Here is a 26297-nt window from a genome sequence, read left to right as displayed (position 1 = left end):
CCCCTGCCTCCGGTGGGGGCAACGAACCTGTGATGGAATTTTTAAAGACATGAGCGACCTAGAACTCGACCCGCAAGCCCTGCAACAGGAAGAAAACTCCCTGATCGCCCTGCGCAAGGAAAAGCTGGCTGCCGAGCGCGCCAAGGGCAATGCCTTCCCGAACGACTTCCGCCGCGACAACTACTGCGAAGACTTGCAGAAACAGTACGCGGACAAGACCAAGGAAGAGCTCGCCGAGGCTGCAATCCCGGTCAAGGTTGCCGGTCGTCTCATGCTCAACCGTGGCTCGTTCATGGTGATCCAGGACATGTCCGGGCGCATCCAGGTTTACGTCAACCGTAAAACCCTGTCCGAAGACACCCTGGCAGCGGTCAAGACCTGGGACCTGGGCGACATCATTGCCGCCGAAGGCACCCTGGCGCGTTCCGGCAAGGGCGACCTGTACGTCGAAATGACCCACGTGCGCCTGCTGACCAAATCCCTGCGCCCGCTGCCGGACAAGCACCACGGCCTGTCCGACACCGAGCAGCGTTATCGCCAGCGCTACGTTGACCTGATCGTCAACGAAGACGTGCGCCAGACGTTCCGCGTGCGTTCGCAAGTGATTGCGCACATCCGCAGCTTCCTGATGCAGCGCGACTTCCTCGAAGTCGAAACGCCGATGTTGCAGACCATCCCGGGTGGCGCGGCAGCCAAACCGTTCGAAACGCACCACAACGCGCTGGACATGGAAATGTTCCTGCGGATCGCGCCGGAGCTGTACCTCAAGCGCTTGGTGGTCGGCGGTTTCGAGAAAGTGTTCGAGATCAACCGCAACTTCCGTAACGAAGGCGTTTCGACCCGTCACAACCCTGAATTCACCATGTTGGAGTTCTACCAGGCGTACGCCGACTACGAAGACAACATGGACCTGACCGAAGAGCTGTTCCGCGAACTGGCGCAGCTTGTTCTCGGGACTACCGACGTGCCGTACGGCGACAAGGTGTTCCACTTCGGCGAACCGTTCGTGCGCCTGTCGGTGTTCGACTCGATCCTCAAGTACAACCCCGAGCTGACCGCTGACGACCTGACCGACATCGACAAGGCGCGCGCCATTGCCAAGAAGGCCGGCGCCAAGGTGCTGGGCTTCGAAGGTCTGGGCAAGCTGCAGGTGATGATTTTCGAAGAGCTGGTCGAGCACAAGCTGGAACAGCCGCACTTCATTACCCAGTACCCGTTCGAAGTGTCGCCGCTGGCCCGCCGCAACGACGACAACCCGAACGTCACCGACCGCTTCGAGCTGTTCATTGGCGGCCGTGAAATCGCCAACGCCTACTCCGAGTTGAACGACGCGGAAGACCAGGCCGAGCGCTTCATGGCGCAAGTGGCCGACAAGGACGCCGGCGACGACGAAGCCATGCACTACGACGCCGACTTCGTTCGCGCGCTGGAGTACGGCATGCCGCCAACGGCGGGTGAAGGGATCGGCATCGACCGTCTGGTGATGTTGCTGACCAATTCACCGTCGATCCGCGACGTGATCCTATTCCCGCACATGCGGCCGCAAGCGTAAGCGTTTCACTTAAAAAGCCGCCTAGAACAGGCGGCTTTTTATTGCCTGTCTGGTACAAACGTTTCAATTGGTTACTTTTGCAAACAAGAGAGGAAAACCTGTCGTGAACCGAGCAATGGCTCAAGAGGGCGCAGCGGGTATCGCCACTGCGGTCGCTGAAAGTGTTCAGTATCAGGGTCGCAAGGCCAGCCGTCAGGGCAGCGAGCAGCGTCGACAGGACATTCTCGACGCGGCGATGCGCATTGTCGTGCGCGATGGCGTGCGGGCCGTGCGTCACCGTGCGGTAGCGGCCGAGGCCGGCGTGCCGTTGTCGGCCACCACTTACTATTTCAAGGACATCGATGACTTGCTCACCGATACCTTCGCGCAATACGTGGAGCGCAGCGCGGCGTTCATGGCCAAGTTGTGGGTCAACAACGAGGGCCTGCTGCGCGAGATGGTGGTCAGCGGCGACGGCAGCCCCGAGTCGCGCTCGCAGTTGGCAGACGACATTGCGCGGTTGATGGCGGACTATGTGCACCGGCAACTGCTCAACCGTCGCGAGCATTTGATGGCTGAGCAGGCGTTCCGGCAGGAAGCGTTGCTGAACCCGCGATTGGCGCTGTTGGTGCGCTCGCACCAGCAGATTCTGTTGCAGGGCACCTGCCAGTTATTTCAGGTATTGGGTTCGCGCGAGCCACAGCAGGATGCCAAAGTGTTGACGGCGATTATCGGACGGATGGAATATCAGGGCCTGCTCAACGACGCCGAGCCGGTCGCCGAAGCTGAAATGCTCGGCATTCTGAACCGCTACATGCACTTGGTACTCGCGTCGGTGTAAATCCTCGGGGCTGGATACTCAACCCTGTGGGAGCGGGCTTGCCCGCGAAAGCGACCTGACATTCAACATCGATGTTGTCTGACTCAACGCCTTCGCGAGCGAGCCCGCTCCACATTGGACCTGCGTATGTTTCATAGGGAGTGTTGAATGAAAGCCTGGCGCGTCGTGGTGATCGCCTTGTCGTTCCTGCTGCTCAGTGGCTGTCTGGTGACCTTCAAGGACCCGCTGCCCGCCAGCGATCCCGCGCCTGCCGGGTTGCTCGGCAAATGGAGCAGCACCAACGCCTGGGGCGAGCCGATGAACCTGGAGCTGACGCGCATCGGCGACGATCGCTATCAGGCGGTCAGTTACTTCAAGGCCAAACCCAAGGAGCGTGAAGCCTATCCGTTCACCGTCTCGCGCCACGGCAGCCGCTGGTACTTGTCGGCGAAGGTGCCGGCGCAGTTCGGCGGTCATTTCATCATTGCCGGGTTCGAACTCACGGATAAGCATGAACTGGTGGTCTATAGCCTCGACCTGGAGCAGATCAACCAGGCGCTGGGGCAGAAAATCCTCAGTGGCGACGGCTTCCAGACCGACGACGGCGACGGCGTGTTGATCAACTCCGGCATGAATCAGGTATTCGCTTACCTCGACGATCCGGCCAATTCCGATGTATTCGTCGAAGCCGTGCGCTACCAGCGCCAGACCAAGGCGAGCGCCAAATAATTTCAGTACGTCAGCGTTTTTCTACAGGAGTTTCGGGTGGACGATTACCAGCAGACGATACGCATTTTGTCCGATCGCATTGTGCTGGCGCAGACGCCGATCCGCGTTCTGGACGCGGTCAAATGGGACGACAGCATCCGCAAGGGTTTTCTCAAGGCCAAAGGCAAGGAAATGCCGGCGGTGGACCGCGATTACTACCTCAATCGGCCACTGTCCTTCGATTCCAGCAAAGTGAAACTGGAATTCCAGAACATCGAGCGCGACATCACCCGCCAGCTCGGTCAGTTCAACCCGGTCGGCCAGATCATGCGGCGCATGTGCAAGGAATACCGGATGGTGGTGCGCATGCTCGAAGCACGCGGCACCGAGGATTTCGGTCTGATTTCCCAGGAGTTGTACGGTGCGGCGTCCGATGCGTTCCACGCTGGCGACCCGACCCTGGCTGATCTCGGTTTGATGCTGTCCGATTACCTGAACAACATCGATGGCCGCGGCGACCTCAAGGACGAACCGAAAATCCTCACCGCCAAGGACGCCGTGCATCTGTTGCAAACCCGGCTGAACAAGGTGTTTGGCGAAGCCGAAGAGACCATTCGGGTGTTCGAGTCCGACGGGATCGTCGCCGATGCGGCGGCGGGGGCCGACTACATCAAGATCCGCACCGATGCGATGTTCAACGACCGTGACGTGCGCGCGCTGGAAGTCCACGAAGGGCTGGTGCATGTCGGCACCACGCTCAACGGTTTGAACCAGCCGATCTGCACCTTCCTCTCCAAAGGTCCACCGTCGTCGACGGTGACGCAGGAAGGACTGGCGATCCTCATGGAAATCATCACCTTTGCCTCGTACCCGAGCCGCTTGCGCAAACTGACCAACCGCACCCGCGCCATTCACATGGTCGAGGAGGGCGCGGACTTTTTGCAGGTGTTCGAGTTTTTCCGCGAGCAAGGTTTTGAAATGGCCGAAAGCTACGGCAACGCCAGTCGGGTTTTCCGTGGTTCGGTGCCGAACGGCCTGCCATTTACCAAAGACTTGTCCTACCTCAAGGGCTTTATCATGGTTTACAACTACATTCAGTTGGCCGTGCGTAAAGGCAAGCTTGAGCAGGTGCCGTTGCTGTTTTGCGGCAAGACCACGTTGGAAGACATGCGAACGCTGCGTCAGTTGGTCGATGAAGGCTTGGTGGTGCCGCCGAAGTATCTGCCCGAGCAGTTCCGCGACATGAACGCGCTGGCGGCGTGGATGTGCTTCTCCAACTTCCTCAATCACCTGAGCCTGGACCGGATCGAAGCGGATTATTCAAATATCCTCTGACAATCGATGCGGTCGAAATGTGGGAGCGGGCTTGCTCGCGAAAGCAGTGTGTCAAACAACTGAAATGTTGAATGCCAGACCGCTTTCGCGAGCAAGCCCGCTCCTACAGTTGATCGGTGTTTCACCCCAACTCTGCGAGGTTTCACCGGATGAGAATCCTCGGCATCCTCTGCCTTCTTCTGACCCTCGGCGGTTGCAGCTCTTTGCTGTTCTACCCCGAGCCCGGCCAGTTGTTCACCCCGGCCAAAGCGCACCTCGAATTTCGCGACGTCACCCTGACCACCGCCGACGGCGTCAGGCTGCACGGCTGGTGGCTGCCGGCGAAAAAGGGTGTCGAGGTCAAAGGCACGGTGCTGCACTTGCATGGCAATGGCGGCAATCTGCCGATGCACCTCGGCGGCAGTTGGTGGCTCCCCGAGGAAGGCTACCAAGTGCTGCTGATTGACTATCGTGGCTACGGATTGTCTGAAGGCGAGCCAAGTTTGCCGGCGATTTATCAGGACATCGACGCCGCGTTCAAATGGCTCGATCAAGCGCCCGAGGTCAAAGGCAAACCGCTGATTCTGCTGGGGCAAAGCCTCGGCGGTTCGATGGCCGTGCATTACCTGGTTCAACATCCCGAGCGGCAAAAACAGCTCAAGGCCTTCGTCCTCGATGGCGTGCCTGCCAGTTATCGCAGCGTCGGCCAATTTGCCCTGAGCAATTCCTGGCTGTTATGGGCATTCCAGGTGCCGCTGTCGTGGCTGGTGCCGGACGGCGACAGCGCAATCAACTCAATGGCGCAGCTCAACGGCGTGCCGAAACTGATCTTTCACAGCATCGACGATCCGATCGTGCCCCTTTCCAACGGCATCCGACTGTATCAAGCTGCGCCGCCGCCACGGGTGTTGCAACTGACCCGTGGCGGCCACGTGCAGACGTTCGCCGACCCGGTCTGGCGCAAAGTCATGCTGCGCTACCTCGACGACCCGCAGCATTTCAACGGTCTGCGCCGTTTGGGTGAAATCCCCAATTACCCGGCACCCCCGAATTCAGAAGATGAACCACCAGAGAGTCCGCAATGAGTGAAGAACGTAACGCCATCCCGCTGATCATCACCGGTATCTGCAGCATCCTCGGCACGGTCGGTGCCCTGTGGTACTACGGTTACCTGCACTTCGCCAAACCCGAAGACGCGCTGTTGCTCAGCGACTTCACCATGCTCAAGACCGTGCCGGGCGAAGACTACAAAGTCTCCCTGGAACCGGCGTCGCAAGTGGCGCAGTGCATCGATGGCGTGCTGGTGCTGTTCGACACTCAGGAAAAAGGCCTGACCGGCGTGCTGGTCAACAGCAAGAAACAAGCGGTGCGCTGCATGGGCCAGGAAACCCCGCAGAAGCTGGAGCAATAACCGATTCGCGGTTGCAACAGAGCTCAACTGTGGGAGCGGGCTTGCTCGCGAAAGCGCTGTGTCAGACAACAGCGATGTTGAATGTGACGCCGCATTCGCGAGCAAGCCCGCTCCCACAGGGGCAGTCTGCTCCCACAGAGGGGCGCAGTGCACAGCCAATAAAAAGCCCCGCCTGATCAGATCAGGCGGGGCTTTTGCGTTACCGCGTGAAACTTAGTTCGCGCTGACCGCCGAACGTGGAATCACTGGCTGGTTGTCGTTGGAAATGGTCACTTCCACCCGACGGTTCATCGCCCGGCCCGACACGCTGCCGTTCTCTGCAACCGGGTATTCCTTGCCGTAACCCTGAGCAACGATGCGCGCCGGATCGACGCCCATTTTCACCAGCGCCGTGCGCACGGAGTCGGCGCGGCGCTCGGACAGCGACTGGTTGTGGCTCGCGGTGCCGGTGCTGTCGGTATAGCCCTCGACGATCACTTTGCGATCCGGGTTTTCCGCCAGGAATTGCGCCAGTTTGTTGATGTTCACCAGGCCGCTGGATTTCAGGTCGGCGCGGTCAGTGGCGAACAGCACATCACCGAATGTCACTACGGTGCCGCGATCGGTCTGCTTGGCGTTCAGACTGTCCTGCAACTGCTTGATCTGTGCGTCGCGGGCATCCAGACGCGCCTGGGCACGTTGCGCCGACGCGTTTTTCAGATTGGCTTCAGCGGTGCGCAGGGCGATGGTTTGCTTCGCCACTTCCACACGCTGATTGGTCAGGTACGCCAGTTGGTCAACCTTGGACGGGTCTTGCTTGTCCAGGTAAGCCTTGTCGGCCTTGTCCAGATAATCACTGGCGTCTTTGGTTTCCAGCGCCGCGACTTTGCTGGCTTGTGGGTTGGCCTGCAGGCCGCTGTAGTTGGTACGGGCGTTTTCCAGGTTCGCATTAGGCGGCGTGGAGCAGGCAGCCAGTGCAACACTTGCGGCCAGGAGAGCTGGGATCATCAATTGTTTACGCATAATCATTCGTCCTTTCTATCGGTAAGAGCTTCAGGTCCGGGGCTGGATGCGCGCTTATTGCACGGTGCGCTGACTTTCCTGACGCAGTTCCTGAACACCTTTCTCAGAGTCCTTCAGAGCCTGTTCGGCTTTCATCGCTTGCGCCTTGCGTTCGGCTACACGAGCGTCCCACTCGGCCTGTTCGGCGAGGGTTTTCGCTTCGTCATACTTTTTGTCGTGCATGGCAATTTCGGCTTGTTTGAGTTTGTCCTGCGCGGATTTCATTTCCACGGCCGCAAACTCGGTGCCGCCAGCGCTGACCGCGCCATTCACGGCCGATTGCGTCACGGCAAATTGCTCGGTCGGCGGGTTGCCGGCGCAACCGGTCAGAACGAAGCTGGTGCCGATCGCCAGGGCAGCCAGTTTCAGACCGCGCAGGTGGTTGAACGAGGACTTGGCAGTGCTGATCTTCATGGTCTTCAACTCCATTGGTAAAACTCCTGAAAAACTTAAAAATCCATCCTGGGTCAGGAGCCGCAACCATCTATTTTCGAGGCGTTTTGAAACGGCCGTACCAGGCGTGGTTACTGGGTACGACCCGAGGCATTTTTTAAAAGTTCAGAGAAAGTGGCCTATCGCCAAAAAAAACTTTGCCCGCATGGAAAAGGCTCTAGACCGGGAACTTTGACGGTGCGCAGCGGTATTCCCGGTCTTTTTCAGGCTCCGGAACACGCCAATTCGGAAGGGATATACAGAGCAAAATGTGGGAGCGGGCTTGCTCGCGAAAGCAGTGTGTCAGGCAACTAAGATGTTGAATGCCAGACCGCTTTCGCGAGCAAGCCCGCTCCCACATTTCCCGCATTTTCTGCATTCACACTCAGTGTTTCTGCTTGTCCTCACCGGCCGACAAATCGTGCAAATGCCGACGCGACAACGCGAGAAAACGTGGGGTCGGCCCGACGTCTTCGTAAAGTGGGTCGCCTTCTTCGTCAGTGGCGACAACCGTCGAACCTTTGACATACGGGAAGCTTTTTTCGAGTTCTTCCAAGGCGGCCCCGATTAGCTCGCCCAGCAATTCTTCGGGTTGGCGTTTGGGGTACATCTCGGTGATGGCTGCCAGGCGCGCGGCCGCTTCCACATCCAGATGAATCCGGTAGCCGGTGTCGGTCAGGCGACCCTTGGCGTTTTCTTCCCAATGTTGAGCTAACTCGCGAATTTTCATAAAGACCTCATGGCGCTCCTGCTCGTGGCAGGCAGGGTGAGTGTCCGGCGGTGGCCGGCGGCAAGCCGTTGTGCGGCTTACCGTTGAGACTAGCTTTAACGCCCAAGGTTTAAAGTCCCTTCGTCGTCTGCTTGTAAGAAGCGCTTGAGGGCGGCACTCTCTGTCTCCAAAGCATGTCATTTCAAGACACCCGGATTTTTCGCTGGAGAACGGCTGATGACCGATATTGATGCACGCTTGCGCGAGGATGTTCACCTGCTGGGTGAGCTGTTGGGCAACACCATTCGCGAGCAGTACGGGGATGGTTTTCTCGACAAGATCGAGCAAATTCGCAAGGGCGCCAAGGCCGACCGTCGCGGTTCGATGGACGCCGAACTGAGCGCCAGCCTCAATCAGTTGAGCGAACAGGAATTGCTGCCGGTGGCGCGAGCGTTCAACCAGTTTCTCAACCTGGCCAATATCGCCGAGCAATATCAGCTGATTCACCGCCGCGAAGCGTCGCAGCCCGCGCCGTTCGAGGCGCGCGTGTTGCCAGAGCTGCTCGCCCGACTGCGCGCCGAAGGCCATGGCGCCGAGTCCTTGGCCCGGCAATTGGGGCGCCTGGAGATCGAACTGGTGCTGACGGCGCACCCGACCGAAGTCGCGCGCCGCACGCTGATCCAGAAATACGACGCCATCGCCGCGCAACTCGCCGCCCAGGACCATCGCGACCTGACCCCCGCCGAGCGCGAGCAAATCCATGTGAAATTGCAGCGGCTGATTGCCGAAGCCTGGCACACCGAAGAAATCCGCCGCACGCGTCCCACGCCCGTGGACGAAGCCAAATGGGGCTTTGCGGTGATCGAGCATTCGCTGTGGCAAGCGATTCCGAATTACCTGCGCAAGGCCGACAAAGCCCTGCATGACGCCACCGGCCTGCACTTGCCCCTTGAAGCCGCGCCGATTCGTTTCGCCTCATGGATGGGCGGCGACCGCGACGGCAACCCGAATGTCACCGCCGCCGTCACCCGCGAAGTCTTGCTGCTGGCGCGCTGGATGGCCGCCGATTTGTACGTGCGCGATGTCGATCACCTGGCCGCCGAGTTGTCGATGCAGCAGGCCAGTGCCGCGTTGCAAGCCAAGGCTGGCGACAGCGCCGAGCCGTATCGCGCAGTGCTCAAGCAACTGCGTGAACGCCTGCGCGCAACGCGCAACTGGGCGCATGCCGCGTTGACGGCTTCCACCCCAGCACCCGCCGAGGTGCTGCAAAACAACCGTGATCTGCTCGATCCGCTGGAACTCTGCTACCACTCGCTGCACGAGTGCGGCATGGGCGTGATCGCTGACGGCCCATTGCTCGATTGCCTGCGCCGGGCGGTGACGTTCGGGCTGTTCCTGGTGCGCCTCGATGTGCGTCAGGATTCGTCGCGGCACACGGCGGCCATGACCGAAATCACCGATTACCTGGGCCTCGGTCGCTACGAAGACTGGAGCGAAGAGGAGCGCATCGCCTTCCTGATGCGCGAGCAGAACAACCGTCGGCCGTTGTTGCCGGCGTACTTCAAACCCTCCGCCGACACCGCCGAAGTGCTGGCGACCTGTCGCGAAATCGCTGCGGCGCCGGGGGCATCGCTCGGTTCGTACGTGATCTCCATGGCGGGTGCTGCTTCCGATGTGCTCGCCGTGCAACTGCTGCTCAAAGAGGCCGGCGTGTTGCGGCCGATGCGTGTGGTGCCGCTGTTCGAAACCCTGGCCGACCTCGACAACGCCGGGCCGGTGATCGAAAAACTGTTGCTGCTGCCGGGTTATCGCGCGCGCCTGCAAGGGCCGCAGGAAGTGATGATCGGCTATTCCGACTCGGCCAAGGACGCCGGCACCACGGCGGCGGCCTGGGCGCAATATCGGGCGCAGGAACGTTTGGTCGACATCTGCCGCGAGCAGCAAGTGGAGCTGCTGTTGTTCCACGGTCGCGGTGGCACCGTGGGCCGTGGCGGTGGTCCGGCGCACGCGGCGATTCTGTCGCAGCCACCGGGTTCGGTGGCGGGGCGGTTCCGTACCACCGAGCAGGGGGAAATGATTCGCTTCAAATTCGGCCTGCCGGACATCGCCGAACAAAATCTCAATCTGTACCTCGCCGCGGTACTGGAAGCGACCTTGCTGCCGCCACCGCCGCCGGAACCCGCCTGGCGCCATTTGATGGACGAATTGGCCGCCGACGGGGTCAAGGCCTACCGCGCCGTGGTGCGTGAGAATCCGCAGTTCGTCGAGTATTTCCGCCAATCCACGCCGGAGCAGGAGTTGGGACGCCTGCCGCTGGGCAGTCGCCCGGCCAAGCGCCGCGCCGGCGGGATCGAAAGCCTGCGGGCCATTCCGTGGATCTTCGGATGGACCCAGACGCGCCTGATGCTGCCGGCCTGGCTTGGCTGGGAAGCGGCGCTGAGCAAGGCGCTGGAACGTGGCGAAGGTGAGTTGCTGGGGCAGATGCGCGAGCAGTGGCCATTCTTCCGGACACGCATCGACATGCTGGAAATGGTCCTGGCCAAAGCCGACGCCGACATCGCGCAATCCTATGATGAGCGCTTGGTCGAGCCGAATTTGCTGCCGTTGGGCGCGCATTTACGCGACCTATTGTCGCAGGCCTGTTCGGTGGTGCTTGGGCTGACCGGGCAGTCGCAACTGCTGGCACATAGCCCCGACACCCTGGAATTCATCCGCCTGCGCAACACCTACCTCGACCCGCTTCATCTATTGCAGGCCGAGTTGCTGGCCCGTTCGCGGCAACAGGAAGTGGCGCAGGGCAGCCCGGTAGAACAGGCCCTGCTTGTGTCTGTGGCGGGGATTGCCGCCGGTTTGCGAAATACCGGCTAAGGTTTTCGCTGTGGGGTCAGGCACCTGCCGCAGGTATCGGGTGCCCGCCGACAACGACCGTCAGATGTCTGGCAGGCGACAGTTAATGATGGGGTTGCGACTTGGGGCACCCCGTCGCGGGGGCACGTCAGGGGCTGGTTTCTCCGACTTTCGGCGGCTTGTGTGGGCAGGGCCTGCTGTGTATCTTGATCAGCCTTTGGCCGTTTGGGCGGCCACGACCCTATTTTTGAGATTGGCCCCACGAGGCAAATCTGACGTTATCCATATAAAAAATTGAGGAGCACATCGATGCGCGTCATTCTGCTGGGAGCTCCCGGGGCCGGTAAAGGTACTCAGGCTAAGTTCATCACCGAGAAATTCGGCATTCCGCAAATCTCCACGGGCGACATGTTGCGTGCAGCGGTCAAGGCCGGCACCGAGCTGGGCCTGATCGCCAAGAGCGTCATGGACAGCGGCGGCCTGGTATCCGATGACCTGATCATCAATCTGGTCAAGGAACGCATCAGCCAGGCCGATTGCGCCAACGGTTTCCTGTTCGACGGTTTCCCGCGCACCATTCCCCAGGCTGAAGCCCTGGTGAAGGCCGGTGTCGAGCTGGACCACGTAGTCGAAATCGACGTAAAGGACGAAGACATCGTCCAGCGTATCGCCGGTCGCCGTGTGCACGAAGCGTCGGGTCGCGTTTACCACATCGTCTACAACCCGCCGAAAATTGCCGGTAAAGACGACATCACCGGTGAAGACCTGGTGCAGCGCAAAGACGATACCGAAGAAACCGTGCGTCATCGCCTGTCGGTCTACCACGCTCAGACCGAGCCGCTGGTGAAGTTTTACCAGGAGCTGTCGGTTGCTCAGGGCAAGCCGAAGTACAGCCACATCGAAGGTGTTGGCTCGGTTGAAGCGATCACCGGCAAGGTGCTTGAAGCGCTGAACTGAAAAGTCTGAACCGCTTCATCTGCTACGGCCCGCTTGCGGGCCGTAGTTGTTTATACTGGCGCACTTTTTCTGATCCCTCTTTTTCTACCCTTTCTTACGGAAACATCGATGAGCACCTTGCTGGCCCTGGACACCGCGACTGAAGCTTGCTCCGTTGCCTTGCTGCATGACGGCAAGGTCACGAGCCATTACGAGGTGATCCCGCGCCTGCATGCGCAGAAGCTGTTGCCGATGATTCAGCAGTTGCTGGCCGATGCCGGGACCACGTTGCAAGCGGTCGATGCCATCGCGTTCGGCCGTGGGCCGGGCGCTTTCACGGGGGTGCGGATTGCTATCGGCGTGGTGCAGGGTTTGGCGTTCGCGCTGGATCGCCCGGTGTTGCCGGTGTCGAATCTGGCGGTGCTGGCGCAGCGCGCGTATCGCGAACACGGCGTGAGCCAGGTTGCGGCGGCCATCGATGCGCGGATGGACGAGGTGTATTGGGGCTGCTACCGCGAGACGGCGGGGGAGATGCGCCTGGTCGGCAACGAAGCGGTATTGCCGCCGGAAGTGGCGGCGCTGCCGACCGATGCCAGCGGCGAGTGGTTTGGCGCGGGCACCGGTTGGGGCTATGCCGAACGCATTGCCGTCAACCTGTCCGGGCAAGACGCGGGCATGTTGCCGCACGCGCAAGACTTGCTGACGCTGGCGCGGTTTGCCTGGGCGCGCGGTGAGGCCATTGTCGCGGATGAGGCCCAGCCGGTTTATTTGCGCGATAAAGTCGCGACGCCCAAAGCGCGTTGATCAAGGAGGCTTTGTGGCAAGAGCCTTTGGTCACAAGGAGGCTTTTGTGGCAGGGAGTTTGGTCACAAGAGCGCTTTGTATGGTGAGGAAGGCCTTTGTGGCAAAGACGGCTTTGATCACACAAGGTGCTTTTGTGGCGAGGGGGCTTGCCCCCGTTGGGCTGCGCAGCAGCCCCATTCCCACCCCCCTGTCATACATGACACACCGAGTTGGCTGATTTACGACTGCTGCGCAGCCGAACGGGGGCAAGCCCCCTCACCACATACAATTGCGGCCAATCGTCAGTTTCTGCGCCCGGTTTTAAGCCTTTTTATATTTCTGTGTCCTGGTTATCACCAAGCGGTTTGCGCTTTTGTGGCGAGGAAGACTTTGGTCACAAAGGGGCTTTTGTGGCGAGGGGGCTTGCCCCCGTTGGGCTGCGCAGCAGCCCCACTTCCAGCCCCCTGTCATACCTGACACACCGAGTTGACTGATTTACGACTGCTGCGCAGCCGAACGGGGGCAAGCCCCCTCGCCACATGCAATTGCGGCCAATCGTCAGTTTTAACTCCCGGCTGTAAACCTTTTTGTATTTCTGTGTCCTGGTTATCACCAAGCAGTTTGCCCTTTTGTGGCAAGGAAGACTTTGCTCACAAAGGTGCTTTTGTGGCGAGGGGGCTTGCCCCCGTTGGGCTGCGCAGCAGCCCCATTCCCAGCCCCCTGTCATACCTACCTGACACACCGAGTTGGGTGATTTACGACTGCTGCGCAGCCGAACGGGGGCAAGCCCCCTCACCACATACAATTGCGGCCAATCGTCAGTTTGCGCCCCGGTTTTGAACCGTTTTGTATTTCTGTCTTCTGGTCATCACCAAGCGGTTTGCGCTTTTGTGGCAAGGAAGGCTTTGGTCACAAAGGGGCTTTTGTGGCGAGGGGGCTTGCCCCCGTTGGGCTGCGAAGCAGCCCCATTCCCAGCCCCCCGTCATACCTGACACACCGAGTTGGCTGGTTTACGACTGCTGCGCAGCCGAACGGGGGCAAGCCCCCTCGCCACATGCAATTGCGGCCAATCGTCAGTTTCTGTGCCCCGGTTTTAAACCTTTTTGTATTTCTGTGTTCTAGTTATCACCAAGCGGTTTGCGAAGTGCGCTATGCGCCACTAAACTGCCATCACTGATACCGGACATGTACTCATGCGTATAGACGGCCTTTCCTCTCATTCCTATCCCATCAAGCGCAAGGCTCGCAAAGGCCCTGTGGCGGAAGACGATTACGTCGATATCGACGGCGAGCTGGAATTTCCGTCCGAAGAGCAAATGGCCGCTCGCGCTGCCAAAGCCTCCGCGCAACGCCTGAGCAATCTGCCGGCCCGCCAGCAAGACATGATCTACCACCGCGCCATGAGCAAAAGTGTGGCCACGGCACTCGCCAGCTACCTGAGCACCGCCGGTTTTGTCGATTGGGATGCGGATGTGCTGGGCCTCGACCTGTACATCTGATGCTGTTGCCTTACTACCTCGGCTGCCCGTCCTGGAGTGAAAACGCCTGGCGCGATTATCTGTACCCGCCGGACGCCAAACCCGCCGAATTTCTGAACCTCTATTCCCAAGTGTTCAACGCCGTGGAAGGCAACACGACCTTCTACGCCAGCCCGGCGGCTAGTACTGTGCAGCGCTGGGCGCAAATCATGCCCGAACACTTTCGCTTCACCGCCAAGTTCCCCGGCGACATCAGCCACGGCGGTGACCTGCGCGAACACCTGAGCGCCGCCGACACCTTCCTGCAATTGCTCAGCCCGCTCGGTGAACGGGTGTCGCCGCTGTGGCTGCAACTGTCGAAAAGTTTCACCCCGCAACGGCTGCCTGAGCTGGCCGGTTTCATCGATGCGCTGGAGCGGCCGTTGGCGGTGGAAGTGCGCCACAGCGAGTTCTTCGCCAAGGGTGACAGCGAGCGGATGCTCAATCGTCTGTTGCTGGACCGTGGGGTTGAGCGCATTTGTCTCGATCCGCGCGCGTTGTTCAGTTGCACCTCGACCGAGCCCTCGGTGCTGCACGCCCAATCGAAAAAGCCCGACGTACCGCCTCGTCCGGCCGCGTTCACACAATGCCCGCAGGTACGTTTCATCGGCCATCCGCAGCTTGAGGCGAATGATCCGTTCCTGACGCCTTGGGTCGAGAAAATCGCCGAGTGGATCGAAGAAGGGCGCACGCCCTACATCTTCCTGCACACCGCCGATAACCTGCTGGCCGCCAAACTTGCACAACGCTTTCACGCAAGGCTGATGCTGCGTTTGCCTGGCTTGCCGCCGCTGCCTGAGCTATACAGAGAACCCGCCGCGGAGCAACTAGGCTTGCTCTGACGCGGGTTTTGCCTTTTCAGGAGCCTGCCAATGAATGCGCAAACCCTTCGCGCCCAGGCGTTCAAAGCACTGCATGAACGCGACGGCGCTTTTGTGATTCCCAACCCGTGGGACGCGGGCTCGGCGAAGATGCTCGCCAGCCTGGGGTTCGAGGCGCTGGCGACCACCAGTGCCGGTTATGCCTTTTCCCAAGGTCGCCCCGATGCTTCGTTGTCGCTGGAGGACACGCTGGCGAACGTTGAGGCGATTGTCGCGGCAACTGATCTGCCGGTCGCCGTCGATCTGGAAAACGGTTTCGCGGACGATCCCGCCGAATGTGCGCAGAGCATTTTGCGCGCGGCGGCAGCCGGTGCGGTTGGCGGTTCGATAGAAGACGCCACGGGCCGCGAAGACGCGCCGATCTACTGCTTCGAACACGCCGTGGCGCGGATCGAAGCGGCCGTCGCGGCGGCGCGCAGCTTGCCTTTCCCGTTCATGCTCACTGCCCGCGCCGAAAACTTTTTGCACGGCAATCCTGACCTCGCCGATACCATCCGCCGCTTGCAGGCATTCGCCGAGGCCGGCGCCGACGTGCTGTATGCGCCGGGTCTGCGCAGTGCCGACGATGTGCTGGCGGTGGTTCGCGCCGTGGCGCCCAAACCGGTCAATGTGTTGATGTCCGGCGGGCTCAAGTTGACGGTCGAGCAACTGCGCGAGATGGGCGTCAAGCGCATCAGTGTCGGTTCGGCGCTGGCCCTGGCGGCGTACGGCGAATTTTTCCGCGCGGCCGAAGAGATCAAGACGTCGGGCACGTTCAGCTTTACCTCGCGGTCGATGCCGTACGCGAAGGCCAATCAACTGTTCAAAGGCTGACGATGCGGTTTTTGCGTGGGCTGCTGATCGTGTTGCTGCTGGTCGGTGTGGTGGGCGTGAGTGTCTGGCGCGGCTGGGTCTCGCTGCCACCGCAGTGGAATCCGTGGGCACCGCTGGACGTCAACGCCACACCGAATCTGCTGACCCGCTACAAACTGCTGCGCCTGCGGGATGATCCGCAATTGTGCGATCAGGCCTTGAGCAGTTCCGGCTTGCGCGTTGCGCGTCAGGCCGACAGCCCCGACGCGACCTGTCCGCTGAGCAACACGCTGCGTGTGCAAGGTGGTGACGTCGCCCTGAGCAGCAGCTTCCTCGCCAGTTGTCGTCTTGCCGTCTCGTTTGCGCTGTTTGAACGTCATGCCCTGCAACCGGCGGCCCAGGCGGTTTATGGGCAAGCGGTGACGCGGGTTGACCACCTCGGCAGCTTCGCCTGTCGCAACATCTATGGCCGCGAAAACGCCCGGCGCAGTCAGCACGCCAGCGCAGATGCGCTAGACATCGCCGGGTTTCGGTTGGCGGACGGAAGGACCATCAGCGTGCTCAAGGATTGGCCGAAAGATAATCAGGACGCACGGTTTCTGCGCCAGGTCCGCGATGGCGCCTGCGCGATGTTCAGTGTGGTGTTGAGCCCTGACTACAATGCCGCCCATCGCAATCACTTTCATGTCGATGTCGGGCCGTGGTGGGTTTGTCGCTGAGGGCTGTCGTCGCGGGTCAGGCGGCGATGCGCAGGTTCTGCAGTACGATCGGGCGCGCCCAGCCGTTATCGAAATCGAGTTGTTTCTGCTGCTCAGCCAGCTCTTCGGGCGAGAACGGCGGGAACGGTTTGTCCAGCAAGTCCATCTCGAACTCGGCGATCGGCAAATGCAGCGGACGCGGTTGCGGCGCGGGGCCGGCTTCAGGCAGCGGTTGACCGGCGGTGAGCACGATCGGGCGGACCCAGCCACTGTCGAAGTTCTGCTGCTTCTGCTGCGCGGCGATTTCTTCGGGCGGGAACGGTGGGAATGGCTTGTCGGCCAGGTCCATTTCGAACTCGGCAATCGGCAGGAACAGCGGTTCTGGTGGCTTGACCTGGGTTTCCGTTACATCGCATTCACGCTGGGAAACGATGTGTGCCAGCAGCTCGCTGCCGACGGTCGGCTCGACCGGGCTGTCGAGGTCAACCGGTGGGAAGGTGCCGGACGCGGGCGCAACATCACTCGACTGCTCGGCCATCGCCTGGGCAAAAAAATCCTGCCACAGGTGGCTGACGCCGCTCAGTGCTTGGGAGTTTCGCAGGCCAAAATCGCCGTGGGGCGAGATGTAACCTATCGATGTGCGTTGAATGTCTGACATTTCTCTCGGTCGACGCTCAGCTCTGGCAAAATGCCCGTCACCTTTGTTATCGGCCGTTTTTGCCGATCATTAATTTTTTGAGCGTGTTTTCCCATGATCGAGCAACCTGCGGCCTGCCGTATCCATGTCCAAGCCCTAGGCGCGACTTTTCAGGCGCAGGCCGAGCAATGGGCCGAGCGCCTGGGCCTGCCGTTGCAGGTGGATGACGGCGAGTTCGCCTTGCAGGTGGGCGAACAGGGTCTGCAACTGCAACAGTTGGGTGCCGACGCGCCCGGCCCGGTGCGGGTGGACTTCGTCGAAGGCGGGGCGGCGCATCGCCGATTGTTCGGTGGCGGCACGGGCCAGATGATTGCCAAGGCTGTTGGCGTCGCGCAGGGCGTGCGTCCGCGTGTTCTCGATGCGACGGCGGGGCTGGGCAAGGATGCGTTCGTCCTGGCGAGCCTGGGTTGCGAGATGAGCCTGATCGAACGCCAGCCGCTGATTGGCGCACTGCTGGAGGATGGACTGGCGCGTGGCGCGGAAGATTTCGACGTCGCGCCGATTGTGGCGCGGATGAAATTGCTCAAGGGCAACTCGATCGAGGTGATGCGCAACTGGGAAGGGGAGCCGCCGCAGGTGATCTACCTGGACCCGATGTTCCCGCACCGTGAGAAAACCGCGTTGGTGAAAAAGGAAATGCGCCTGTTCCGGCCGCTGGTTGGCGATGACCCGGATGCACCCGCGTTGCTGGAAGCGGCGCTGGCCCTGGCCAGCCATCGGGTGGTGGTCAAACGCCCGCGCAAGGCACCGTGTATCGCGGGGCCCAAGCCGAGTCATGCGCTGGACGGCAAATCCAGCCGTTATGACATTTATCCGAAGAAAGCGCTGAAGCCGTAAGACCAAGTCGCTCCCACAGCGGACCTATGCAACACCCTGGATCCAATGTGGGAGCGGGCTTGCTCGCGAAGGCATCCGAAACACTGCAAAACGATCAGGCTGGCTCAGGCCGATAAGCCCGCATAAACAACCCCACCACTTCCCGCACATGCGCCTCGGCCATATCCCCGGTCAACGGTTCACCGCAGCCAGACAACAAGCGAAAATTCCCCGCACCCTTGAGCAGGCAGAAGAAATGCTCGGCGGCATTGCGCGGTTTGTCGATGGTCAATGCGCCGCTCTGATCCACCTTGCTCAGCAAGCGCTCCATGCCGTGCAGCATGCGCTGCGGCCCGGCCTCGAAGAAGATCAGCGAGAGTTTCGGGTCCTGGCTGCCGAGCGTCATCATCAAGCGATGCAGGTTCACCGATTCATCGCTGTTGATCAGTTGATGAAAGCCGCGTGCGATGTTCAGCAGCACGGTTTCTACCGCGACGCCGTCGGGCAATTCGAAAAACAGCGTGGGCAATTGCTCTTCGCACTTGGCGACCACGGCGGCGGAGAACAGCGTCTCCTTGTCGTTGAAATGGCTGTAGACGGTCAGTTTTGACACGCCGGCCTCAGACGCCACGGCATCCATGCTGGTGCTGGCGTAGCCATTGCTCAAAAACAGAGTTTTCGCCGCATCGAGGATGGCCTGCCGCTTGGCCAGATCTTTGGGACGACCCGGGCCGTTGGGTGCTGAAAGATTGTTCGACATTCTTCGCTTTTAATACTGGACTGGTGAGTTTGCTATTAATAACATACCGGCCAGTATAATTATTCCAAGCACCATTAGCGAAAGGTCGTTCACCATGTTCCGCTATGCCTTGCCCCTCGCGTTGCCAGTCAGTCTGGCTTTTTTATTGTCTGCGTGTGGCCAGGAAGAGGCGCCGCAAGTGACGTTGAGACCCGCGATGGTGGTGCAGCCAGAGCCTTCGGCCCAGGCGATGGAAAGTTATCCGGGGGAAGTGCGGGCTCGCTACGAACCGGACCTGGCGTTCCGCATCGGCGGCAAAGTCAGCCGACGACTGGTCGAGGAAGGGCAGCGGGTCAAGGCTGATCAGCCGCTGGCCGAGCTCGATCCGCAAGACGTGCGCCTGCAACTGGAAGCCACCCGCGCCCAGGTCGCCGCCGCCGAGGCCAATCTGAACATGGTGCGTGCCGAACGTGACCGCTACAAAACCCTGATGGACCGGCAGATGGTCAGCCGCTCGCAGTACGACAACGCCGAAAACCTTTACCGCTCCGGTGAAGCCCGCCTCAAACAAATCAAGGCCGAATTCAACGTATCGACCAATCAGGCCAGTTACGCGGTGTTGCGTGCGCCTCAGGATGGCGTCGTGGCGAAACGCGCGGTTGAAGTCGGGCAGGTCGTTGCCGCCGGACAAACCGTGTTCACCCTTGCCACCGATGGCGAACGTGAAGTGTTGATCAGCCTGCCGGAGCAGAGTTTCGGCCGCTTCAAGGTCGGCCAACCGGTGTCGGTGGAACTGTGGAGCCAACCCGATCAACGCTTCGCCGGGCGCATCCGCGAGCTGTCGCCGTCGGCCGATCCCAAATCACGCACCTTCGCTGCCCGTATCGCGTTCACGGCCGGCAAAGTCCCGGCCGAACTGGGCCAGAGTGCCCGGGTATTTATCCAGAGCGCCGAAACCGTGGCCCTGTCGGTGCCGTTGTCGGCCGTCACCGCCGAAAACGGTGCGACTTACGTGTGGGTGCTCGGCGCCAACAACACCTTGAAAAAAGCCCCGGTGCGGGTCGGCGCGTTCGGCGAGAAAACCGTGCCGGTGCTCGAAGGCCTGAACGCCGATGACTGGGTGGTGGCTGCCGGCGTTCATGTGCTGCATGACGGGCAACAAGTGCGCCCGGTGGATCGCTCCAACCGCGTGGTCAATCTGGCGGACAAGGAGTAATTCCCGATGGGTTTCAATCTTTCCGAATGGGCGTTGCGCAACCGCCAGATCGTCCTGTTCCTGATGATCCTGCTGGCCGTCGTCGGCGCGCTGTCCTACACCAAGCTTGGCCAAAGTGAAGACCCGCCGTTTACGTTCAAAGCCATGGTGGTTCGCACCAACTGGCCCGGCGCCACGGCGCAGGAAGTCTCGCGTCAGGTCACCGAGCGCATTGAAAAGAAGCTGATGGAAACCGGCGAATTCGAACGCATCGTGTCGTTCTCGCGTCCCGGCGAATCGCAGGTGACGTTCGTGGCCCGCGACTCCATGCATTCGGAGCAAATCCCCGACCTTTGGTACCAGGTTCGCAAGAAAATCAGCGACATCCGCCAAACCCTGCCACCGGGCATTCAAGGGCCGTTTTTCAACGATGAATTCGGCACTACCTTCGGCAATATCTACGCGCTGACCGGTGACGGTTTTGATTACGCGGTGCTCAAGGATTACGCCGACCGCATCCAGATTCAGCTGCAACGGGTCAAGGACGTGGGCAAGGTCGACTTGCTCGGCTTGCAGGACGAGAAAATCTGGATCGAGCTGTCGAACGTCAAGCTCGCCACCCTCGGTCTGCCGCTGGCCGCCGTGCAGCAAGCGCTTGAAGAGCAGAACGCGGTGTCCACGGCCGGGTTTTTCGAAACGCCCAGCGAGCGCTTGCAGCTACGGGTCTCGGGGAGTTTCCAGAGCGTCGAGCAGATCAGGAACTTTCCGATCCGCGTGGGTGATCGTACGTTCCGCATCTCCGATGTCGCCGACGTGCGCCGTGGATTCAACGACCCGCCGGCACCGCGCATGCGCTTCATGGCGCAAGACGCCATCGGCCTCGCCGTGGCAATGAAGGACGGCGGCGACATTCTGGTGCTGGGCAAGGCATTGGAAGTCGAATTCGACCATATCCAGAAAAACCTCCCGGCCGGCATGCAGCTGCGCAAGGTGTCCGATCAGCCCGCCGCAGTGAAAACCGGTGTCGGCGAGTTCGTCCAGGTGTTGGTGGAAGCGCTGGCGATTGTGTTGCTGGTGAGTTTCTTCTCCCTCGGTGTGCGCACCGGCATGGTGGTGGCGCTGACCATTCCGCTGGTGCTGGCGATGACGTTTGCCTGCATGTATTACCTCGGTATCGGCCTGCACAAGATTTCCCTCGGCGCGCTGGTCCTCGCGCTGGGATTGCTGGTGGACGACGCGATCATCGCCGTGGAAATGATGGCGATCAAAATGGAGCAGGGCTTCGACCGGATCAAAGCGGCGAGCTATGCCTGGACCAGCACCGCGTTCCCGATGCTCACCGGTACCTTGATCACCGCCGCCGGGTTCCTGCCGATTGCCACCGCCCAGTCGGGCACAGGCGAATACACCCGCTCGATCTTCCAGGTGGTCACCATCGCGCTGCTCGCCTCATGGGTCGCGGCGGTGCTGTTCGTGCCATACCTCGGCGAGAAACTGCTGCCGGACCTGGCGAAAATTCATGCCGCCAGACACGGCACCGGTGACGGTCAGCCCGACCCTTACGGCACGCCGTTCTATCAGCGTGTCAGGCGCCTGGTGGAAGGGTGTGTGCGCTGGCGAAAAACCGTCATCGTGCTGACGGTGCTGCTGTTCATCGCGTCCATCCTGTTGTTCCGTTTTGTGCCGCAACAGTTCTTCCCGGCCTCGGGCCGCCTGGAACTGATGGTCGATCTGAAACTGGCCGAAGGCGCGTCCCTGAGCAACACCACCGACGAAGTTAAACGCCTTGAAGCCTTGTTGAAGGATCACGCCGGCATCGACAACTACGTGACCTACGTCGGCACCGGTTCGCCGCGCTTTTATTTGCCGCTGGACCAGCAACTGCCGGCGGCGAGCTTCGCCCAGTTTGTTGTGTTGGCGAAAACCATCGAGGAGCGCGAAACCCTGCGCACCTGGCTGATCGAAACCCTCAACGAACAATTTCCGATGCTGCGCTCGCGGGTGACGCGCCTGGAAAACGGTCCGCCAGTGGGTTATCCGGTGCAATTCCGGGTCTCCGGCGAACACATCGACGAAGTCCGCGCGCTGGCGCGCAAAGTGGCCGACAAGGTGCGCGAGAACCCGCACGTTGTGAACGTGCATCTGGACTGGGAAGAACCGAGCAAAGTCGTGTACCTGAACGTCGACCAGGACCGGGCCCGGGCGCTCGGTGTGAGCACCGCCAACCTGTCGAAGTTTCTGCAAAGTTCACTCACCGGTTCCAGCGTCAGCCAGTACCGCGAAGACAACGAGTTGATCGAAATCCTGCTGCGCGGCACGGTGCACGAGCGCACCGAACTGTCGTTGCTGCCGAGCCTGGCGGTGCCGACCGACAACGGCCGCAGCGTTGCGCTGTCGCAGATCGCAACGCTCGAATATGGCTTCGAAGAAGGCATCATCTGGCACCGCAACCGCCTGCCGAACGTGACCATCCGCGCCGACATTTATGGCAAGGAACAACCCGCGACGTTGGTGCAACAAATCATGCCGACCCTCGACCCGGTCCGCGCCGAATTGCCCGACGGTTACTTGCTGGAAGTGGGCGGCACCGTCGAGGAGTCGGCCCGTGGCCAGAACTCGGTGAAGGCAGGCGTGCCGCTGTTCATCGTCGTCGTGCTGACCTTGCTGATGCTGCAACTGCGCAGCTTCTCGCGCACGGCCATGGTGTTCCTGACCGCGCCGCTGGGCTTGATCGGGGTGACGCTGTTCTTGATGGTGTTCCGCCAGCCGTTCGGTTTCGTGGCCATGCTCGGGACCATCGCGCTGTCGGGGATGATCATGCGCAACTCGGTGATTCTGGTGGACCAGATCGAGCAAGACATCGCCGCCGGGCTCAAACCCTGGCAAGCGATTATCGAAGCCACGGTGCGACGTTTCCGGCCGATTGTGTTGACGGCGCTCGCGGCCGTGCTGGCGATGATTCCGCTGTCACGCAGCGTGTTCTTCGGCCCGATGGCGGTGGCAATCATGGGCGGGTTGATCGTAGCGACGGCGTTGACGTTGCTGTTCCTGCCGGCGCTGTATGCCGCGTGGTTCCGGATCAAGAAAGAGCCCGCGTAACGTCTCCCGTTAAACACCGTTCAAAACGGTGGGAGCGGGCTTGCTCCGGGCGGCGTTCCGACGAAGGCGGTGTGTCAGTTGAATGAATGTTGACTGACACACCGCCTTCGTCGGAACGCCGCCCGGAGCAAGCCCGCTCCCACAGTCGATTTCCTACAAACATTTCAGAACGCTCCGATATGGAGTCGCAGGGCTCTGAATGCTGTACTCCGGACCCGATTTGACGAGTTTTGAGACAGCCGCAATGAAAAAGCCCCCCGCACTGAAGGGCCGGTCCAGCCCGGTGTTTGAGCTGTTGGCGCAATCACCCCACAAAGAGCGCCTCGGTGAATATCTTGCTCTGCTCAAGCCGCTGGATGATCAAGGGCGTTACCTTCCATTCAACAAACTGCGCTATCGCTGGCCGTCGGGGCTGAATGCCGGTGTGTGCTGGGCGTTGGTGAAGAAAGCACGGAGGGCACAGTATTCAAGCCTTCTGCCACTGGGTGAACCCGCCCAGTGGGGCAATTTCGTACTGACGCCGCTGGCGCAAAAAGCTATTTCCGCCGTTGACCGCCAAGCCACCACCGCCGCGCTGGAGTACATGACCAGCCAGATTGGCGAGCATGCGCATTTCAGTTACCTGCTCAATGATCTGATCGAAGACGAAGCCATCAGCAGCAGTCAACTGGAAGGCGCGGCGACCACCACCCGCGTTGCCAAGGACATGCTCAAACGCAAACGCTTGCCCCGCACGCCGGACGAGCGAATGGTGGTCGGCAATTTCAAGATGATGAACTTCGCCTGGGACCAGCGTAACGAACCCCTGAGTGTCGAACTGATTACGGCGATGCACCGTATCGGTGTCGAGGGCATTGACGATACGCAGTATTCACCGGGGGCATTCAGAGACAACGACGAGGTGGTGGTGCAAGACGGCGAGGGCAACACCGTGCATACACCGCCGCCTGCTGCGGGTCTGGTGTCGCGACTCAAGGTGCTGTGTGAATGGGTCAACTTGTCCCACAACGATCCCGACCGTTGCGGCTACCTTCATCCGCTGATCAAAGCCATCGCGCTGCATTTTGCGCTGGGCTATGAACATCCTTTTCGCGATGGCAACGGTCGCGTCGCCAGAGCACTGTTTTACTGGTTCATGTTCAAGAATGATTTTTCGGCCTTGCGCTACATTGCGATCAGCATTTTGCTGCGCGCCGCGCCAGTGAAGTATGGCCGGTCATATCTCAATACCGAGGCCGATGAACTGGACCTGACCTATTTCATCGATTTTCAGTGCTCGGTAATCCTGCGGGCGGTCAGTGGTTTTACCGAGGTCCTACAACACTCGCTTCGGCGACGCTGAACGGGTTGGTCGAATTGAGTATTTGAGAGCAGAAAAATTGGGCGCGAATGGGTGTTCTTTCTGCGGGGCGTATAGACGATCTGATCTTTTGTGGGAGCGGGCTTGCTCGCGAAGGCAGTCTGACAGTCGCATACATGTTGAACGTACTGGCGCTTTCTTCGGAACTCCCCCGGAGTAACCCAGCTCCCACACGGTTTTGTGTTCGGGCTTAAAGCGTGCCGAACACTTTTTTCGCCAGGCTGGTCGCGGCCGCGGCCGGGTTCTGACGGAGGGTTTCTTCCTGTTTGCCGATCATCTCGAACAAACCATTCAGGGCCTGTTCGGTGACGTAGCTTTCGATGTTGGCGTTCTTGGTATCGATCACGCCCATGGTCGCGGCCTGGCCGGCGAACGAGTTGTACTGTTTGGCCAGGCCGACTTGATCGGTAGCTTGTTTGACGATGGGCAGGAACCTGGCGCGGATCTGTTCGCGGCTGGTTTTGTTCAGGTATTGCGTGGCGGAATCATTGCCGCCGCTGAGAATCCCTTTGGCGTCCTCGACGCTCATTTTCTTTACCGCATCGACCAGGATCGGCTGGGCCTGGGTCACGGCGGTTTCCGCCGCTTTGTTCATGCTGACTTCCAGTTGCTCGACCTGATCGCCCATGCCGAACTGTTTCATCTTGCTGGCGACTTTACCCAGTTTGCCCGGCAGTCCGATTTTCACGTCCGGGTTGTTGCTGAAACCACCCGGCGTGCCGAGTTGCTTGACCGCCAGTTGCGCGCCCTGGGTCAGGGCATCCTTGAGGCCGCCGGTGGCGTCTTTTTGCGACAGGTCGCTGAGCGACAGGGCCATTGCGCTGGCGCAGAACATCAAACCAGCGCACAGGCCGGCGAAGCGAAGGGTAGGGCGGAGCATGGCGGCTTCCTTGTTCAATAGAGGTTTTTAGCCGACAGCGTCGACGCGGATTTTCATCAAGCTTCAGGCGGCGTGGTGATCTGATCCGCCGCATCTTCACTGCGATGCAACGCGACCTGACGGATCGACAAACGAATCTCCGCCGACAACACCCGCTTGGCCGCGCCTTCGGCCAGTTCGCCGAGCAGTTCGTGATAGCCCAGCTTGCCGGCCTCGTCACGCTTGAGCACATGCAGGTCGAGCAAGGTCTGGATGAAGTGGCGGAACAGGCTTTTGTCGAAGAACTCGGGCGCATTCAGGCCATGCAGGATCGACAGGCGCTGGGCCATGACCGTGCACAGGTCTTCCAGTTCTTCGGCGCTGATGCTGTGCTGGCCGCTGTTGAGCAGCAGGGACACGGTCATGTAGAAGCGCTGCAACGTCTGGGCGATGCTCTTCGACAGCAAGGTCAGCAACACGAAGTGCCGCGAACTCGGTGCCGGGCGCAGGTACACATTGTTCTCGAAACGCAGCAGGCCTTGTTCGACGAACGCTTCGAGCCATTGATCGACCACCGCTTCCAGTTCATCCATCGACCAGCGAATGAACAACTCCGATTGCAGGTACGGATACAGCGCGCGGGTATAGCGCAGGATCTGTTCGCGGCTCATGCGCGACGCACTCTGGAAGAAACTCGCGAGCAACGCCGGCAAGGCGAAGATGTGCAGCACGTTGTTGCGGTAGTAGGTCATCAGGACGGCGTTTTGCTCGTCCAGGTACAGAATCTTGCCCAAGGCATCGCTCTGTTCCGACAGCAGGTCCATGGCTTTTACGTGCTCGATCAGCGCGCGGCCGTCACCTTCGGGTAGCGTGGTGTGCGGCGAGTACGGGACCTTGCGCAACAGCGCCAGATACAAGTCCAGCACCCGCGCCATGGCGCGATCGTCCAGTGCCAATCGGCTGGTGGACAGCAATGCCAGCGCCACCAGGTTCACCGGGTTGATCGCCGCCGCTTCGTTCAGATGCTGCGCGACTTTCTCGCCAAGACGGTGGGTGGTTTCGTTGAGCCACGCCGGTTTGAACTGCGGGCCGAGTTCCTGCTGGCGCCAGTC

Annotated in this window: 23 protein-coding genes and 2 pseudogenes; 18 read left to right on the top strand and 7 right to left on the bottom strand. The window is 60.5% G+C overall.

Going from position 1 to position 26297, the window contains the following annotated elements:
• The first annotated feature begins 49 nt into the window (after nt 1-49).
• The 6 genes from lysS (at nt 50) to ACQKP4_RS09075 (ending at nt 5784) form a co-directional block, all read left to right on the top strand.
• Nucleotides 50-1552, top strand: a complete 1503-nt coding sequence (gene lysS / locus ACQKP4_RS09100) for a lysine--tRNA ligase (RefSeq protein ID WP_427632362.1) — start codon at nt 50-52, stop codon at nt 1550-1552.
• Nucleotides 1553-1655: 103 nt separating this feature from the next.
• Entirely contained in the window at nt 1656-2372 is a 717-nt protein-coding gene (locus ACQKP4_RS09095; protein ID WP_427632360.1) for a TetR/AcrR family transcriptional regulator, read from the top strand.
• 147 nt (nt 2373-2519) lie between these two features.
• Nucleotides 2520-3080, top strand: coding sequence for a hypothetical protein (locus tag ACQKP4_RS09090; RefSeq protein ID WP_427632358.1), 561 nt, complete (start codon nt 2520-2522; stop codon nt 3078-3080).
• Between the two features lie 36 nt (nt 3081-3116).
• A complete protein-coding gene (locus tag ACQKP4_RS09085) occupies nt 3117-4394 on the top strand; it encodes a flavohemoglobin expression-modulating QEGLA motif protein (protein ID WP_427632356.1) in 1278 nt (425 codons plus the stop codon).
• Between the two features lie 149 nt (nt 4395-4543).
• Nucleotides 4544-5458 carry an alpha/beta hydrolase gene (locus ACQKP4_RS09080; RefSeq protein ID WP_427632354.1) on the top strand — a complete coding sequence of 305 codons (915 nt, stop codon included), beginning with the start codon at nt 4544-4546 and terminating at the stop codon, nt 5456-5458.
• Nucleotides 5455-5784: a hypothetical protein gene (locus ACQKP4_RS09075; RefSeq protein WP_427632352.1), complete on the top strand. Its 330-nt coding sequence runs from the start codon at nt 5455-5457 to the stop codon at nt 5782-5784. The genes ACQKP4_RS09080 and ACQKP4_RS09075 overlap by 4 nt, the downstream gene beginning before the upstream one ends.
• A gap of 213 nt (nt 5785-5997) precedes the next feature.
• Here the strand turns inward: ACQKP4_RS09075 and ACQKP4_RS09070 are convergent, their stop codons facing one another.
• Complete coding sequence (locus tag ACQKP4_RS09070; RefSeq protein WP_427632350.1) at nt 5998-6786, bottom strand: OmpA family protein; 789 nt, start codon at nt 6784-6786, stop codon at nt 5998-6000.
• Between the two features lie 54 nt (nt 6787-6840).
• Complete coding sequence (locus ACQKP4_RS09065; protein WP_427632348.1) at nt 6841-7254, bottom strand: DUF4398 domain-containing protein; 414 nt, start codon at nt 7252-7254, stop codon at nt 6841-6843.
• Here ACQKP4_RS09065 and ACQKP4_RS09060 point away from each other — a divergent pair.
• The gene (locus tag ACQKP4_RS09060) at nt 7226-7453 is read left to right on the top strand and encodes a hypothetical protein (RefSeq protein WP_427632427.1); all 228 of its coding nucleotides are present in this window, start codon (nt 7226-7228) and stop codon (nt 7451-7453) included. The two genes, ACQKP4_RS09065 and ACQKP4_RS09060, sit on opposite strands and share 29 nt — an antisense overlap.
• A gap of 189 nt (nt 7454-7642) precedes the next feature.
• Here ACQKP4_RS09060 and ACQKP4_RS09055 read toward each other — a convergent pair whose 3' ends face one another.
• The gene (locus tag ACQKP4_RS09055; RefSeq protein WP_427632346.1) at nt 7643-7987 is read right to left on the bottom strand and encodes a pilin assembly protein; all 345 of its coding nucleotides are present in this window, start codon (nt 7985-7987) and stop codon (nt 7643-7645) included.
• 216 nt (nt 7988-8203) lie between these two features.
• Between ACQKP4_RS09055 and ppc the strand changes: the two genes are divergently transcribed.
• The 7 genes from ppc to ACQKP4_RS09020 all read left to right on the top strand — a co-directional run bounded on the left by ppc (nt 8204) and on the right by ACQKP4_RS09020 (nt 16441).
• The gene (gene ppc / locus ACQKP4_RS09050) at nt 8204-10834 is read left to right on the top strand and encodes a phosphoenolpyruvate carboxylase (protein WP_427632344.1); all 2631 of its coding nucleotides are present in this window, start codon (nt 8204-8206) and stop codon (nt 10832-10834) included.
• Nucleotides 10835-11122: 288 nt separating this feature from the next.
• Nucleotides 11123-11770 carry an adenylate kinase gene (gene adk, locus ACQKP4_RS09045; protein WP_427632343.1) on the top strand — a complete coding sequence of 216 codons (648 nt, stop codon included), beginning with the start codon at nt 11123-11125 and terminating at the stop codon, nt 11768-11770.
• A gap of 108 nt (nt 11771-11878) precedes the next feature.
• Entirely contained in the window at nt 11879-12553 is a 675-nt protein-coding gene (gene tsaB, locus ACQKP4_RS09040; protein WP_427632341.1) for a tRNA (adenosine(37)-N6)-threonylcarbamoyltransferase complex dimerization subunit type 1 TsaB, read from the top strand.
• A 1172-nt stretch (nt 12554-13725) separates the two neighbouring features.
• The gene (locus ACQKP4_RS09035; RefSeq protein ID WP_427632339.1) at nt 13726-14031 is read left to right on the top strand and encodes a hypothetical protein; all 306 of its coding nucleotides are present in this window, start codon (nt 13726-13728) and stop codon (nt 14029-14031) included.
• Nucleotides 14031-14891: a DUF72 domain-containing protein gene (locus ACQKP4_RS09030; protein WP_427632337.1), complete on the top strand. Its 861-nt coding sequence runs from the start codon at nt 14031-14033 to the stop codon at nt 14889-14891. The genes ACQKP4_RS09035 and ACQKP4_RS09030 overlap by 1 nt, the downstream gene beginning before the upstream one ends.
• Before the next feature lie 30 nt (nt 14892-14921).
• Nucleotides 14922-15743 (top strand): isocitrate lyase/PEP mutase family protein, encoded by an 822-nt coding sequence (locus ACQKP4_RS09025; RefSeq protein WP_427632335.1) that lies wholly within the window; start codon nt 14922-14924, stop codon nt 15741-15743.
• 2 nt (nt 15744-15745) lie between these two features.
• On the top strand, nt 15746-16441 hold the full coding sequence (locus tag ACQKP4_RS09020; RefSeq protein WP_427632333.1) for an extensin family protein: 696 nt from the start codon (nt 15746-15748) through the stop codon (nt 16439-16441).
• A 16-nt stretch (nt 16442-16457) separates the two neighbouring features.
• Here ACQKP4_RS09020 and ACQKP4_RS09015 read toward each other — a convergent pair whose 3' ends face one another.
• Entirely contained in the window at nt 16458-17078 is a 621-nt protein-coding gene (locus ACQKP4_RS09015; protein ID WP_427632331.1) for an energy transducer TonB, read from the bottom strand.
• A 93-nt stretch (nt 17079-17171) separates the two neighbouring features.
• On the opposite strand from ACQKP4_RS09015, the gene ACQKP4_RS09010 reads away from it, so the two are divergent.
• Nucleotides 17172-17954: a class I SAM-dependent methyltransferase gene (locus tag ACQKP4_RS09010; protein ID WP_427632329.1), complete on the top strand. Its 783-nt coding sequence runs from the start codon at nt 17172-17174 to the stop codon at nt 17952-17954.
• 94 nt (nt 17955-18048) lie between these two features.
• Here ACQKP4_RS09010 and ACQKP4_RS09005 read toward each other — a convergent pair whose 3' ends face one another.
• The gene (locus tag ACQKP4_RS09005) at nt 18049-18693 is read right to left on the bottom strand and encodes a TetR/AcrR family transcriptional regulator (RefSeq protein ID WP_427632327.1); all 645 of its coding nucleotides are present in this window, start codon (nt 18691-18693) and stop codon (nt 18049-18051) included.
• 94 nt (nt 18694-18787) lie between these two features.
• Here ACQKP4_RS09005 and ACQKP4_RS09000 point away from each other — a divergent pair, with 94 nt between their 5' ends.
• The 3 genes and pseudogenes from ACQKP4_RS09000 to ACQKP4_RS08990 all read left to right on the top strand — a co-directional run bounded on the left by ACQKP4_RS09000 (nt 18788) and on the right by ACQKP4_RS08990 (nt 24383).
• Entirely contained in the window at nt 18788-19888 is a 1101-nt protein-coding gene (locus ACQKP4_RS09000; RefSeq protein ID WP_427632325.1) for an efflux RND transporter periplasmic adaptor subunit, read from the top strand.
• Between the two features lie 6 nt (nt 19889-19894).
• The gene (locus ACQKP4_RS08995) at nt 19895-22966 is read left to right on the top strand and encodes an efflux RND transporter permease subunit (RefSeq protein ID WP_427632324.1); all 3072 of its coding nucleotides are present in this window, start codon (nt 19895-19897) and stop codon (nt 22964-22966) included.
• A 244-nt stretch (nt 22967-23210) separates the two neighbouring features.
• A pseudogene (locus ACQKP4_RS08990) lies at nt 23211-24383 on the top strand (Fic family protein).
• Nucleotides 24384-24516: 133 nt separating this feature from the next.
• On the opposite strand, the gene ACQKP4_RS08985 reads toward ACQKP4_RS08990, so the two are convergent.
• Both ACQKP4_RS08985 and ACQKP4_RS08980 read right to left on the bottom strand, forming a co-directional pair.
• On the bottom strand, nt 24517-25206 hold the full coding sequence (locus tag ACQKP4_RS08985; RefSeq protein ID WP_427632322.1) for a DUF4197 domain-containing protein: 690 nt from the start codon (nt 25204-25206) through the stop codon (nt 24517-24519).
• Nucleotides 25207-25262: 56 nt separating this feature from the next.
• Nucleotides 25263-26297 (bottom strand): annotated as a pseudogene (locus tag ACQKP4_RS08980) (glycerol-3-phosphate 1-O-acyltransferase PlsB); the annotation flags it as partial.

Source organism: Pseudomonas sp. NPDC086278 (assembly GCF_050280905.1).
Lineage (GTDB): Bacteria > Pseudomonadota > Gammaproteobacteria > Pseudomonadales > Pseudomonadaceae > Aquipseudomonas.
The sequence above is the reverse complement of the archived record's forward strand: the minus strand, read 5'-3'. Positions and strand labels throughout refer to the sequence as shown.

What these genes read in the sequence shown, in the direction of transcription:
- lysS (WP_427632362.1), top strand. Translation starts at nt 50, where the DNA reads ATGAGCGACCTAGAACTCGACCCGCAAGCCCTGCAACAGGAAGAAAAC.
- ACQKP4_RS09090 (WP_427632358.1), top strand. Translation starts at nt 2,520, where the DNA reads ATGAAAGCCTGGCGCGTCGTGGTGATCGCCTTGTCGTTCCTGCTGCTC.
- ACQKP4_RS09080 (WP_427632354.1), top strand. Translation starts at nt 4,544, where the DNA reads ATGAGAATCCTCGGCATCCTCTGCCTTCTTCTGACCCTCGGCGGTTGC.
- ACQKP4_RS09075 (WP_427632352.1), top strand. Translation starts at nt 5,455, where the DNA reads ATGAGTGAAGAACGTAACGCCATCCCGCTGATCATCACCGGTATCTGC.
- ACQKP4_RS09070 (WP_427632350.1), bottom strand. Translation starts at nt 6,786, where the DNA reads ATGCGTAAACAATTGATGATCCCAGCTCTCCTGGCCGCAAGTGTTGCA.
- ACQKP4_RS09065 (WP_427632348.1), bottom strand. Translation starts at nt 7,254, where the DNA reads ATGGAGTTGAAGACCATGAAGATCAGCACTGCCAAGTCCTCGTTCAAC.
- ACQKP4_RS09055 (WP_427632346.1), bottom strand. Translation starts at nt 7,987, where the DNA reads ATGAAAATTCGCGAGTTAGCTCAACATTGGGAAGAAAACGCCAAGGGT.
- ppc (WP_427632344.1), top strand. Translation starts at nt 8,204, where the DNA reads ATGACCGATATTGATGCACGCTTGCGCGAGGATGTTCACCTGCTGGGT.
- adk (WP_427632343.1), top strand. Translation starts at nt 11,123, where the DNA reads ATGCGCGTCATTCTGCTGGGAGCTCCCGGGGCCGGTAAAGGTACTCAG.
- tsaB (WP_427632341.1), top strand. Translation starts at nt 11,879, where the DNA reads ATGAGCACCTTGCTGGCCCTGGACACCGCGACTGAAGCTTGCTCCGTT.
- ACQKP4_RS09035 (WP_427632339.1), top strand. Translation starts at nt 13,726, where the DNA reads ATGCGTATAGACGGCCTTTCCTCTCATTCCTATCCCATCAAGCGCAAG.
- ACQKP4_RS09030 (WP_427632337.1), top strand. Translation starts at nt 14,031, where the DNA reads ATGCTGTTGCCTTACTACCTCGGCTGCCCGTCCTGGAGTGAAAACGCC.
- ACQKP4_RS09025 (WP_427632335.1), top strand. Translation starts at nt 14,922, where the DNA reads ATGAATGCGCAAACCCTTCGCGCCCAGGCGTTCAAAGCACTGCATGAA.
- ACQKP4_RS09020 (WP_427632333.1), top strand. Translation starts at nt 15,746, where the DNA reads ATGCGGTTTTTGCGTGGGCTGCTGATCGTGTTGCTGCTGGTCGGTGTG.
- ACQKP4_RS09015 (WP_427632331.1), bottom strand. Translation starts at nt 17,078, where the DNA reads ATGTCAGACATTCAACGCACATCGATAGGTTACATCTCGCCCCACGGC.
- ACQKP4_RS09010 (WP_427632329.1), top strand. Translation starts at nt 17,172, where the DNA reads ATGATCGAGCAACCTGCGGCCTGCCGTATCCATGTCCAAGCCCTAGGC.
- ACQKP4_RS09005 (WP_427632327.1), bottom strand. Translation starts at nt 18,693, where the DNA reads ATGTCGAACAATCTTTCAGCACCCAACGGCCCGGGTCGTCCCAAAGAT.
- ACQKP4_RS09000 (WP_427632325.1), top strand. Translation starts at nt 18,788, where the DNA reads ATGTTCCGCTATGCCTTGCCCCTCGCGTTGCCAGTCAGTCTGGCTTTT.
- ACQKP4_RS08995 (WP_427632324.1), top strand. Translation starts at nt 19,895, where the DNA reads ATGGGTTTCAATCTTTCCGAATGGGCGTTGCGCAACCGCCAGATCGTC.
- ACQKP4_RS08985 (WP_427632322.1), bottom strand. Translation starts at nt 25,206, where the DNA reads ATGCTCCGCCCTACCCTTCGCTTCGCCGGCCTGTGCGCTGGTTTGATG.